Source organism: Kitasatospora sp. NPDC001540, assembly GCF_042894345.1.
In the GTDB taxonomy this organism is placed as follows: Bacteria; Actinomycetota; Actinomycetes; order Streptomycetales; family Streptomycetaceae; genus Kitasatospora; species Kitasatospora phosalacinea_C.
The window spans coordinates 81,648-93,432 of sequence record NZ_JBIAVO010000024.1 but is presented as its reverse complement, the minus strand read 5'-3'; the positions used below and the strand labels follow the sequence as shown (position 1 = coordinate 93,432).

The following is an 11,785-nucleotide window of genomic DNA, read 5'->3' as shown; positions in this document are numbered from 1 at the left end:
CGAGCTGCTGGCGGCCGGAGCCCGTCGGAGGCCCGTGCTGCTTCGGGCCCGTGAACGGAACCCGGAGCCACCGCACGCACGAGCAGTGAACCGTCAGCAGCCCCGTGCCCGCCGTTCCCCGGGCCCCTGGATCGTCCCCCTCGTCCTACCGGAGGTGCCTGTCATGACCGCTCTGCTCGAAGTCCGTTCGCTGGAGGTGGAGTTCGACCGCGGCGTCCCGGTGCTGGACGGGATCGACCTCCAGGTGCGGGCCGGGGAGATCCTCGGGGTGATCGGGGAGACCGGCTCCGGGAAGACCACGCTGGCGCGGGCGGTGGTGGGGCTGGCGCCGGTCGTCGGGGGGCGCATCACCGTGGACGGGCGGGACCGGGCCCGGCTGCGCGGGCGGGCGCTGCGGGAGGTGCGGCGGGCCGGGGCGGTGCAGTACATGTTCCAGGACCCGCTGCGTTCGCTGGACCCGGACCTGACGGTGCTGCGGCTGGTGGGCCAGCCCCTCGCGGTGGCCGGCGTCCCGGCCGGTGAGCGGCGGCAGCGGGTGCTGGAGGCGCTGGACCTGGTCGGCCTGGACCACGCGCTGGCCGGGCGCCGCCCGGCCCTGCTCTCCGGCGGCCAGCGCCAGCGCGTCGCGCTGGCCCGGGCCGTCGTCACCCGCCCGCGGCTGCTGCTGGCCGACGAACCGGTGTCGGCCCTGGACGCCTCGAACCGCAACCACGTGCTGCGCCTGCTCGACGGGTTGCGGCGCGAGCTGGACCTCGCGGTGGTGCTGATCTCGCACGACCTGGAGTCGCTGGCGGGGGTCGCCGACCGGCTGGCGGTGCTGTACCGGGGGCGGATCGTGGAGAGCGGCCCGGCGGCGGACGTGCTGGGCCGACCGCTGCACCCGTACACGGCGCTGCTGGCGGCGTCCGCACCGGGCGGGGGCGCGGCGCGGCGGGCCGAACTGGCCGCGCTGCGCGCTCCGGCGGCCGCCCGGCCGGAGGTCTCGGCGTGCGCGTTCGCGCACCGCTGCCCGTTCGCCGACGCGGGCTGCGCGGACCGCCCGGCGGAGACCGAGCCGCTGCCGGGCCGGACGGTGGCCTGCCACCGGGCCACCGGGTGGCGCACCGCCGAAGCTTCCTGACCATCCGTCGACTCCTGGAGCGCGAACACCATGTCCGGTCGTCCCACCACCTCGCACTGGGGTGCCTTCCGGGTCCGCCCGCGCCCCGACGGCGGGGTGCTGGTCGAGCCGCACCCGGCGGATCCGGCGCCCTCGCCGCTGCTGGCGGGCGTCGCGGGGTCGCTGCGCCACCGCACCCGGGTGCGTCGGCCGGCCGTCCGGGAGGGGTGGCTGCGGGGCGGGCCGGGGACGGGCGCCGGGCGCGGGCGGGAGCCGTTCGTGGAGGTGTCCTGGGAGCGGGCGCTGGACCTGGTCGCCGGTGAACTGGCCAGGGTGAAGCGGGAGTTCGGACCACAGGCGGTGTTCGGCGGCTCGTACGGCTGGGCGTCGGCGGGCCGGTTCCACCACGCGCAGAGTCAACTGCACCGCTTCCTGGCCCTGTTCGGCGGGTACACGGCGTCCCGGAACTCGTACAGCCTGGGCACCTCGCTGGTGCTGCTGCCCCGGGTGGTGGGGGACGCCGAGGCGGTGCTGCGGGCCGCGTCCTCGTGGCCGACGATCGTGCGGCACACCCGGCTGGTCGTCGCGTTCGGCGGCGTCCCGGCGAAGAACGTGTACGTCACGCCCGGCGGGGTGACCCGGCACGGCACGCCCGGGTTCCTGGCCCGACTGGCCGCCGCCGGAACGGAGGTGGCGCTGGTCTCGCCGCTGCGCGACGACCTGCCGGAGGGGCCGGTCACCGACTGGCTGCCGGTCGTCCCGGGCACCGACGCCGCGCTGATGCTGGCCCTCACCCACACCCTGGTCGCCGAGGGCCTGCACGACCGGGACTTCCTCGCCCGCTGCACCAGCGGCTGGCCGGTGCTGGAACGCTACCTGGACGGCCGGGCCGACGGCACGCCCAAGGACGCCGACTGGGCCGCGCCGATCTGCGGCCTGGCCGCGGAGCGGATCCGCGCGCTGGCCCGGCGGATGGCCGCCACCCGGACGCTGGTCACCGTCACCTGGTCGCTGCAGCGGGCCCGGTACGGCGAGCAGCCGGTCTGGGCGGCGCTCGCGCTGGCCTGCGCGCTCGGCCAGATCGGGCTGCCCGGCGGCGGGTTCGGCCACGGCTACGGGTCGATGGGCGACGTCGGCGACCCCGGGCCCGCGCTGCGCCTGCCGTCCCTGCCCCAACCGGCCAACCCCGTCGAGGAGTTCATCCCCTGCGCACGGATCGCCGACCTGCTGCTGCACCCCGGCGAGGAGTACCCCTACGACGGCACCACCCGTCGCTACCCGGACGTCCGGCTGGTGCACTGGGCGGGCGGCAACCCGTTCCACCACCACCAGGACCTGGGACGGCTGCGCCGCGCCTTCGCCCGCCCGGAGACCGTGATCGTCCACGAGCCGCACTGGACGGCCACCGCCCGGCACGCCGACATCGTGCTGCCCGTCACCACCCCGCTGGAGCGCGAGGACTTCGGCGGCGGCCGGCGCGACACCCACCTGGTCGCCATGCACCGCGCCGTCGACCCGGTCGGCGAGGCCCGTGACGACCACGCCGTCCTCGCCGCGCTCGCCGAACGCCTGGGCTTCGCAAGGGAGTTCACCGAGGGGCGGACCCCCCGCCAGTGGCTGGAGCACCTGTACGGGCAGTGGGCGGAGCAGCTGCGCGCGGACGGCGCGGGCGACCCGCCGCCGTTCGACCGGTTCTGGGCCGCCGGCGAGTGGCAGCTGCCGGAACAGCCCGCGGAGCGCACCCTGTTCGCCGCGTTCCGGGCCGATCCGCAGCAGCACCCGCTGGCCACCCCGAGCGGCCGGATCGAGCTGTACTCCCCCGCGGTCGCCGCGCTCGGCCTGCCCGACTGCCCCGGCCACCCCGCCTGGCTGGACCCGCGCCCCGACCCCGCCGACGCCCGGCGGCACCCGCTGCTGCTGGTCGCCAACCAGCCCGCGACCCGGCTGCACAGTCAACTCGACGTCGGGGCGGCCAGTCTGGCCGACAAGGTCGCCGGACGGGAGGCCGTCGAACTGCACCCCGCGGACGCGGCGGCGCGTTCGGTCGCCGACGGCGACCTGGTGCGGATCTTCAACGACCGCGGCGCCTGCCTGGCCGGGGCCCGGATCAGCGACCGGCTGCGGCCGGGCGTGCTCCGGCTGCCCACCGGCGCCTGGTTCGATCCCGTCCCCGGCACCGAGCCGCCGCTGTGCGCGCACGGCAACCCCAACGTGCTGACCGCCGACCTGCCCAGCTCCCGGCTGTCCCAGGGCTGCACCGGCCAGCACGCCCAGGTGCAGCTGGAGCGCTGGACGGGCGGCGACCCGCCGCCGGTGACCGTCCGCCACCCGCCCGTCCTGCTCCCCGACCCCGGCCCCGGCCCGCACCCGCGCCCCGCGCACGACGGCCGCACCGACCCCGGCCCGCCGCCCGGACCGCCGCCCGGCCCGCCGCCCGTCCCCCGCACCGACCCGTCCCCGGAGGCCGCCCGATGACCACCACCGCCGCCCCGCCCCGCTTCCCGGCCCCCGCCCTGGACGGGCTGCCCGCGGTGACCGGCGCCCTGGCCGCCTGCGCCCCCGCGCACGACCGGGACGCCGAACTCCCGCTCGCCGACTTCGAACTCCTGCACGGTGCGGGCCTGTTGACCGCGACGGTGGCCGCCCGGCACGGCGGCCCCGGAGCCGGGCTGGCCGACACCGTGCGGATCCTGCGGGCGCTCGGCGCGGGCGACCCGGCGGTGGCGCTGGTCACCGCGATGACGCTGTTCACCCACGCCGCCGAGGCCCGCGCCCCGCACTGGCCGACCGGCCCGCTCGCCGAGCTGCTCGCCGAGTCGGCCCGCCGCCCGGTGCTGGTGAACGCGCTGCGGGTGGAGCCCGAGCTCGGCAGCCCGGTGCGCGGCGGCCTGCCCGCGACCACGGCGCGCCGCCGCGGCGGGGGCTGGGAACTGACCGGCCGCAAGATCTACTCGACCGGCGCGTACCTGCTGGACTGGCTGCTGGTCTGGGCGGCCACCGACGAGGAGCAGCCCCGGGTCGGCTCCTTCCTGGTCCGCTCCGGCAGCCCCGGCCTCACCGTCGAACCGGTCTGGGACCACCTGGGCCTGCGCGCCTCGCGCAGCGACGACGTCCGCCTCGACGCCGTCCCGGTGCCCGGCGACCGGGTCGCCGCCCTCGTCCCGCCCGGCGCCGACGGCGGGCGCGACCCGGTCGGCGGCGCCTGGAACGCCCTCGGCCTGACCGCCCTCTACCTGGGCGTCGCGGGCGCCGCCCGGGACTGGCTGCTCGGCTTCCTGCACGAGCGCACCCCGAGCGCGCTCGGCGCGCCGCTGGCCTCGCTGCCCCGCTTCCAGAGCGCGGTCGGCGAGCTCGAGGTCGCACTGGCCGGGGCCGACCGGCTGGTCGACGCCCTCGCGGCGGCCGTGGACGCGGGCGAGCCCGGGGCCGCCGAGCAGGCGGGCGGCGCGAAGGTGCTCGGCACCCGGGCCGCGATCGACGCCGTCCAGCAGGCGGTGGCCCTGGTCGGCAACCACGGCCTCACCCGCCACCACCCGCTGGAGCGCCACCTGCGCGACGTGCTGTGCGCCCGCGTCCACACCCCGCAGGACGACTCGGTCCTGCTCGCCGCCGGACGCGCCGCGCTCGGCCGGGTCCGCCCGCTCTGACCATCCCGTCCTCCCCTCTCCGATCCTCTCCGCCCCTCCCCGAAAGGACCCCGCCATGCCCGTCGAGTTCGTCGGCATGATCTCCACCCACGACGTCTCCGAGACCCGCCCGGCCACCGGCCCGGTGGTCGACGTCGACTACACCCGCCGGTTCGCCCAGGCCCACGAACGGGCCGGTTTCGACCGGATCCTGATCGCCCAGTCCTCGGGCAGCCCGGACCCGAACCAGGTCGCGGCGTTCGCCGCCGCGCACACCGAGCGCCTGGGCCTGCTGGTCGCGCACCGCCCCGGCTTCCTCGCCCCGACCGTCGCGGCCCGCACCTTCGCCACCCTCGACCAGTTCTCCGGCGGCCGGGTCGCGGTGCACGTCATCACCGGCGGCCACGACGCCGAGCAGCGCCGCGACGGCGACTACCTGAGCAAGGACGAGCGCTACGCCCGCACCGACGACTACCTGACGGTGGTGAAGAAGGCCTGGACGGAGGAGGCCCCGTTCGACCACGAGGGCCCGTACTACCGCCTGGCCGACTTCCGCTCCGACGTCCGGCCGGTGCAGGAGCCGCGGATCCCGCTGTACTTCGGCGGCTCCTCCGAGGCCGCGTACCGGGTCGGCGGCAAGCACGCCGACACCTTCGCGCTGTGGGGCGAGCCGCTGGCCGAGACCGCCGAGCAGATCGCCCGGGTCCGGGCCGCCGCCGCGGCCGCCGGGCGCACCGACGTGCCGGGCATCAGCGTCTCCTTCCGACCGATCCTGGCCCGCACCGACGAGGAGGCGTGGGAGCGGGCCCACCGCATCCTGAACACCATCGAGCAGCGCGGCAGCACGCTCGGCTGGCGGCGGGGGGCGGCGCTGAACGGCGCCGACGCGACGCCGCAGAACGTCGGCTCGCAGCGGCTGCTGGCCGCCGCCGCGAAGGGCGACCGGCACGACCGGGCGCTGTGGACGGCCACCGCGCGGGCCACCGGCGCCGGGGGCAACTCCACCGCCCTGGTCGGCTCCCCGGAGACGGTGGCGCAGGCCCTGCTCGACTACGTGGACATCGGTGCGACCACGCTGCTGATCCGCGGCTACGACCCGCTGGACGACGCCCTCGACTACGGCCGCGAGCTGCTGCCGCTGGTCCGCCAGGAGGTCGCCCACCGCGACGCGGCCGCCGCCCGGGCCGCCGCCGACGCCGCCCCGGCCACCGTCGCCCCGGCCACCGTCGGCGCCCGGTGACCGCGCCCGCGCTCCCCGCCGCCGGGCCCGTCCCCGCGACGGAACCGGCGGCGCCGGCCGCGGCAGCGGACGGCCGCTGGGAGCCCGCCCCCGGCACGACCGTCCGGGGCACCGTGGTGCTGCTGCCCGGCCGGGGCGAACACCCGGGTCTGTACGCCCGGTTCGGTCGGCGGCTGGCCTTCGACGGCTACCGCCTGCTCGTCCCCGCGCACGCCGTGCCGTTCCCCGACCCGCGCTCCACCTCCCCGGTCGCCGCCGGTCCGGTCGTCCTGTTCGCACGGGCGCGGGCCGAGCAGGACGACGGCGGGCCGGTGGTGCTGGCGGGGTCCGACCTGGGCGCGCTGCTGGCGCTGGCCCTCGTCGCCGAGGTCCGCCCGGACGGGCTGCTGCTGGCCGGGCTGCCGGGCGGCGGCGGGCCGGTCCGGACGGACGACGAGCTGTCGGCGCGGACGGCCTGCCCGGTCCACCGGGGTCTGCTGGCCGACGACCCCGGGTTCCGGCCCGGTGCGCTGTTCGAGCCGGTGCCCGCCGCCCTGGCCGGGGCGGCGGCCGCGGCCCGCCCGGAAGTACCGGTGCTGGCGTTCCACGGCCTGGCCGACGAGGTCGCGCCGGTCGGGGCGCTGCGGGAGCTGGCCGGGCGGCTGCCGTCCGTCGAAGCGGTCGCGGTGGCCGACGGGCGCCACGACGTGTTCAACGACGCCGTGCACCGCAGTGTCGCGGCCCGCACCGTGCTGTGGCTGGAGCGGCTGCGCTCCGGCCTCGACCGGCTGCCGTCCCTCCCGCCCCCGCTGCTCGTCCCGCTCGACCTCCACGGGTGACCGCCCGGCCCGGGCCCGTTCCCGCCCGCCCGGGCCGGTGCTCCCGCTCCCCTCGAAACCCTCGGAAGGACCGTCCGATGACCACGCTCGACGAACGCCCCGCCACCACGACGACCACCGCCCCGCCCGCCGAGCTGCTGCGCAGCACCCTGCGCCGTCACGCGTCCGGGGTGGTGGTGATCACCGTGCCGGGGCCGGCCGGGTTCACCGCGACCTCGTTCACCTCGGTGAGCCTGGAGCCCGCGCTGGTCTCCTTCTACCTGGCTGCGGGGGCGTCCACCGCCCCGGCGGTGCGCGCGGCGGAGGCGTTCACCGTGCACGTGCTGCGCCGCGAACAGGAGCCGCTGGCAAGGGCGTTCGCCCGGAGCGGCACAGACCGGTTCGCCGGGGTGGAGTGGCAGGAGGGCCCGCACGGGACGCCGCTGCTGGCGGGGGTCGCGGCCCGGTTGACGGCCCGCCGGGTGGGGCTGCACCCGGTGGGCGACCACCTGCTGGTGGTGGGCGAGGTGCTGGCGGCCCAGGCGCCCGGCGGGGAGCCGCTGGTGCACCACGACGGCGCCTTCGGCGGGTTCGCGCCGGGCGCCGGGGAGGGCCCGTGGCGCTGACCGTGCACTGGTTCCTGCCGACCACCGGGGACAGCCGCGAGGTGGTCGGCGGGGGCCACGGCTCCGTACCGGGGGCGTCCGGCGGGGACCGGCCGCCGTCCCTCGGCTACCTGGGGCAGGTCGCCCGGGCGGCCGAACAGCTGGGTTTCGCCGGGGTGTTGACGCCGACCGGCCCGTGGTGCGAGGACGCCTGGCTGACCACGGCGATGCTGACCGGGCTGACCGAACGGCTGCGCTTCCTGGTGGCGTTCCGGCCGGGCCTGCTCTCGCCGACGCTGGCGGCCCAGATGGCGACGACCTTCCAGAACCTGTCGGGCGGGCGGCTGGCGCTGAACGTGGTGACCGGCGGCGAGTCCCGGGAGCAGCGGGCCTACGGGGACTTCCTGGACAAGGACGGCCGGTACGCGCGGGCCGACGAGTTCCTCTCGGTGACCGGGCGGCTGTGGCGGGGCAAGCGGGTCGAGCACGCGGGCGAGCACCTGCGGGTGGCGGGCGCGGAGCTGACCCGGCGGCCCGACCCGGTGCCGGAGGTGTACTTCGGCGGTTCGTCGGCGGCGGCGGAGCGGGTCGCCGCCCGGCACGCGGACGTGTACCTGACCTGGGGGGAGCCGCCCGCGCAGGTCGCGGCGAAGGTCGAACGGATCCGGGCGCTGGCCGCTGCGCACGGGCGCCGTCCGCGGTTCGGCGTCCGGCTGCACGCCATCACCCGGGACACCGCCGCCGAGGCGTGGGCGGAGGCCGACCGGCTGCTGGCCGGGATGGGGGCCGAGCGGATCCGGGCGGCCCAACTCGCCCTGGCCGAGAGCGAGTCGGAGGGACAGCGGCGGATGCGGGAGCTGCACGGCGGGTCGGTCGACCGGCTGGAGGTGCACCCGAACCTGTGGGCCGGCTTCGGCCTGGTGCGCGGGGGCGCGGGCACCGCGCTGGTGGGCAGCCACGCCGAGGTCGCCGACCGGATCGAGGAGTACCACCGGCTGGGCGTCGAGGAGTTCGTCCTCTCCGGGGTGCCGCACCTGGAGGAGGCGTACCGGGTGGGCGAGGGCCTGCTCCCGGTGCTCGCCGCCCGAGGGCTGCTCGCGCCCGCCCGCTGAGCCCTCCCGAGGCCGCCCTCCAGGGCGTGGCGCCCTCCAGGCCGCGCCGCCCGTCAGGCCGCGTCGCCCTTGAGCGCCTGCTCGGCGCGGTAGCCGGGCGGCACGCCCTCGGCGAGGATGACGTCGGCCGTCATGTGCCGGGTGCGCAGCTCGACGATGTCCCGGTAGGCGGGCGAGTCGTGCCAGGCGCGGGCCTGCCGGTAGTCGGGGAACTCGATCAGGATCAGGCCCAGTTCGCCCCAGCTCCCCTCCAGGGTCTCGAAGGCGCCGCCGTGGACGAGGAAGCGGCCGCCGAAGGCGTCGAGGGTGGCGTCGATGCGTCGCAGGTACTCGACGACGTCGGGGCCGAAGTCCACGGCGTGGACCTGGGCGAGGGCGTAGGCGGTCACGGTTGCTCCCTGGGGTCGCGGGGTCTGCGGGAGTGGGGTCGACGCGGTCGACGCTACGCGCGGGCCCGGCCGGGCGAATCCGTCACGTATCGGTAGGGGGTGCCGGTAGGCGCCGCCGGTGGGCGCCGCCGGTGGCCGGGCGTGAAAGTCGCCCGGGGGTTTTCAGGCGGGAGTTTTCCGGCCGTCCCGGGCCCCGACCTGCCGAAAGCCTTCCCGTTCACGTCTATGAACTCCGGTCACGTACAAGTCCATTGACGCACCCGGAACGGGCTCCTACTGTCCCTGGAGCGGCGCCGCACCCGCACCACGTTCACATCCGTGACCCCACCCCCTGGAGACGAACGCATGCGCAAGAGAGCAGCCCTCGCGTCCGCGGCCCTGCTGGCCGGCACCGTGGCCGTGCTGACCGGCGGCCCGGCCAGCGCCGCGGCCACCCGCTACGAGGCCGAGGCCTCCCCCGCCGTCTGCACCGGCACCGTCGACACCGACTGGAGCGGCTTCTCCGGCTCCGGCTTCTGCAACGGCACCAACGCCACCGGCGCGTACGTCCAGTTCACCGTGAACGCCACCGCCGCGGGCACCGCGACGCTGCAGTTCCGGTTCGCCAACGGCACCACCGCCGCCCGGCCCGCCGACCTCGCCGTCAACGGCACCGCCACCGGCACGCTCTCCTTCGAGGGCACCGGCAGCTGGACCGGCTGGACCACCAAGTCGGTGACCGTGCCGGTCCGTTCGGGCAGCAACACGATCCGGCTCACCCCGACCACCGCGGCCGGCCTGCCCAACCTGGACTACCTCGACGCCCAGATCACCTCCTCCTCCACCACCACTCCCCCGCCCGCCGCGGGCGCCCTCTACGTCGCCCCGAACGGCACCGACGGCGCCGCGGGCACCCAGTCCGCCCCCACCACGCTCACCTCCGCGATCTCCCGGATCACCCCCGGCGGCACCATCTACCTGCGCGGCGGCACCTACGCGTTCAACAAGACCGTCACCGTCCCCGCGGGCAGCAACGGCACCGCCGCCGCCCGCACCACCCTGTCCGCGTACCCGGGCGAGACCCCGGTGCTCGACTTCTCCGCGATGACCGAGGCCCCGGCCAACCGCGGGCTGGTCGTCAACGCCGACTACTGGCACGTGTACGGCCTCACCGTGCAGCGCGCCGGGGACAACGGCATCTACGTCGGCGGCAGCCACAACGTCATCGAACGGACCGTCACCCGGTACAACCGCGACTCCGGCCTGCAGCTCGGCCGGATCTCCTCCACCACCCCCACCTCCCAGTGGCCGTCCGACAACCTGATCCTCAGCGCCGAGTCGCACGACAACGCCGACTCCGACGGCGAGGACGCGGACGGCTTCGCCGCCAAGCTCACCGTCGGCCCCGGCAACGTCTTCCGCTACGCCGTCTCGCACCACAACATCGACGACGGCTGGGACCTCTACACCAAGACCGACACCGGCCCGATCGGCCCCGTCACCATCGAGGACTCGCTCTCCTACGACAACGGGACGCTCTCCGACGGCACCGTCAACGCCAACGGCGACCGCAACGGCTACAAGCTCGGCGGCGACGACATCGCGGTCAACCACACCGTCCGGCGCAGCATCGCCTACCGCAACGGCCACCACGGCTTCACCTGGAACAGCAACCCGGGCACCATGACGGTCTCCGACAACCTGGGCATCGACAACGCCGAGCGCAACTACTCCTGGGACGGCGGCAGTTCGGTGTTCCGCGACAACACCTCCTGCCGCTTCGCCGTCAGCGGCTCCAACGACAAGACCGTCGGCGACGCCGACGCCGGCAACCAGTTCTGGACCGGCACCAACGGCTCCCGCTGCGCCCCCTACTCGGGCGCCCTCGCCTGGTCCTTCGCCTCCGACGGCCGCCTGGTCGTCACCATCGGCGGCAAGGTCGTGACCCTGTGAGCGCGTGACCCGCGCACGCCCGGCCCTTGAACGCCCGCCCACCGCGTCGGCCCGCCCCGCACCCCGGGGCGGGCCGACCGCCGTCGTCCCCGGGCACCACGGCTGACCGGACCGACGGCTCCGCGCCCCGGGGTTCAGGCGTGCAGGTCGCCGTCGATGACGGTGACGGCCCGGCCGGTGAGCAGGGTGCGGGGGCCGCGCAGGCGGGTGCGGACGGTGCCGGTGCGGGAGCCGCCCTGGCGGCCGGTGAGGTCGTCGCGCCGGAAGCGGGCCGACCAGTACGGGGCGAGGGCGGTGTGGGCGCTGCCGGTGACGGGGTCCTCGTCGACGCCGAGGGCGGGGAAGAAGCAGCGCGAGACGAACTGGTGGGCGCCGTCGGGGTCGTCGGCGGCGGCGGTGGCGATGATCCCGCGGGCGGAGAGCGGGGTGGCGACCAGGGCGGCGAGGTCGGGGGCGAGGTCGCGGACGGTCTTCTCGTCGGCGAGTTCGACCAGCAGGTCGCCGAGGTCGGCGGAGGTGTCGTGGACGGCGACCGGTTCGGCGCCCAGCGCTTCGGCCAGTCCGGCCGGGGCCGCGACGGGGGTGAGCGTGGAGGTGGGGAAGTCCAGGGTGATCGCGCCGTCCTCCTCGGCCTCGGCGGTCAGGAGGCCGCAGCGGGCGGTGAAGCGCACCGGCCCGGTGGCGGTGCCGGTGGTCCGCAGGACGTGCGCGGTGGCCAGGGTGGCGTGCCCGCACATGTCCACCTCGGTGCGGGGCGTGAACCAGCGCAGCGCCCAGTCCGCGTCGCCGCCGGGCGGCAGCGGGTGGGCGAAGGCCGTCTCGGAGAGGTTGACCTCGGCGGCGACCTTCTGGAGCCAGGAGTCCGCGGGGAAGCCGCCGCCGTCCAGCAGCACGACCCCGGCCGGGTTGCCGGAGAACGGACGGTCGGTGAAGGCGTCGACGATTCGGATGCGCATCCCCGGAACGTACGGCAGCGGCGCGGGCC

The 11,785-nt window shown here is 76.7% G+C and carries 10 protein-coding genes; 8 read left to right on the top strand and 2 right to left on the bottom strand.

The genetic code is table 11. The features are described from left to right. Positions 1 to 163 precede the first annotated feature (163 nt). From ACFY00_RS25770 to ACFY00_RS25740, 7 genes are all read left to right on the top strand, one after another. Entirely contained in the window at positions 164 to 1,120 is a 957-nt protein-coding gene (locus tag ACFY00_RS25770) for an ABC transporter ATP-binding protein (protein ID WP_388033926.1), read from the top strand. Positions 1,121 to 1,150: 30 nt separating this feature from the next. Beyond that, on the top strand, positions 1,151 to 3,574 hold the full coding sequence (locus ACFY00_RS25765; RefSeq protein WP_388033925.1) for a molybdopterin-dependent oxidoreductase: 2,424 nt from the start codon (positions 1,151 to 1,153) through the stop codon (positions 3,572 to 3,574). Further along, positions 3,571 to 4,746, top strand: coding sequence for an acyl-CoA dehydrogenase family protein (locus ACFY00_RS25760; protein ID WP_388033924.1), 1,176 nt, complete (start codon positions 3,571 to 3,573; stop codon positions 4,744 to 4,746). The genes ACFY00_RS25765 and ACFY00_RS25760 overlap by 4 nt, the downstream gene beginning before the upstream one ends. 55 nt (positions 4,747 to 4,801) lie before the next feature. Continuing rightward, positions 4,802 to 5,965, top strand: a complete 1,164-nt coding sequence (locus ACFY00_RS25755) for an LLM class flavin-dependent oxidoreductase (RefSeq protein ID WP_388033923.1) — start codon at positions 4,802 to 4,804, stop codon at positions 5,963 to 5,965. Further along, positions 5,962 to 6,783 (top strand): alpha/beta hydrolase, encoded by an 822-nt coding sequence (locus ACFY00_RS25750; protein ID WP_388033922.1) that lies wholly within the window; start codon positions 5,962 to 5,964, stop codon positions 6,781 to 6,783. Before ACFY00_RS25755 ends, ACFY00_RS25750 begins: the two co-directional genes overlap by 4 nt. A gap of 77 nt (positions 6,784 to 6,860) precedes the next feature. Continuing rightward, positions 6,861 to 7,388 carry a flavin reductase family protein gene (locus ACFY00_RS25745; protein ID WP_388033921.1) on the top strand — a complete coding sequence of 176 codons (528 nt, stop codon included), beginning with the start codon at positions 6,861 to 6,863 and terminating at the stop codon, positions 7,386 to 7,388. Next, positions 7,379 to 8,479 (top strand): LLM class flavin-dependent oxidoreductase, encoded by a 1,101-nt coding sequence (locus ACFY00_RS25740; protein WP_388033920.1) that lies wholly within the window; start codon positions 7,379 to 7,381, stop codon positions 8,477 to 8,479. Before ACFY00_RS25745 ends, ACFY00_RS25740 begins: the two co-directional genes overlap by 10 nt. Before the next feature lie 53 nt (positions 8,480 to 8,532). On the opposite strand, the gene ACFY00_RS25735 is transcribed toward ACFY00_RS25740, so the two are convergent. Beyond that, positions 8,533 to 8,868 (bottom strand): DUF1330 domain-containing protein, encoded by a 336-nt coding sequence (locus ACFY00_RS25735; protein WP_388033919.1) that lies wholly within the window; start codon positions 8,866 to 8,868, stop codon positions 8,533 to 8,535. 345 nt (positions 8,869 to 9,213) lie between these two features. Between ACFY00_RS25735 and ACFY00_RS25730 the strand changes: the two genes are divergently transcribed. Beyond that, the gene (locus tag ACFY00_RS25730; RefSeq protein WP_388033918.1) at positions 9,214 to 10,800 is read left to right on the top strand and encodes a carbohydrate-binding protein; all 1,587 of its coding nucleotides are present in this window, start codon (positions 9,214 to 9,216) and stop codon (positions 10,798 to 10,800) included. A 134-nt stretch (positions 10,801 to 10,934) separates the two neighbouring features. On the opposite strand, the gene ACFY00_RS25725 is transcribed toward ACFY00_RS25730, so the two are convergent. Continuing rightward, the gene (locus ACFY00_RS25725; RefSeq protein ID WP_388033917.1) at positions 10,935 to 11,756 is read right to left on the bottom strand and encodes a PhzF family phenazine biosynthesis protein; all 822 of its coding nucleotides are present in this window, start codon (positions 11,754 to 11,756) and stop codon (positions 10,935 to 10,937) included. Positions 11,757 to 11,785: the final 29 nt, after the last annotated feature.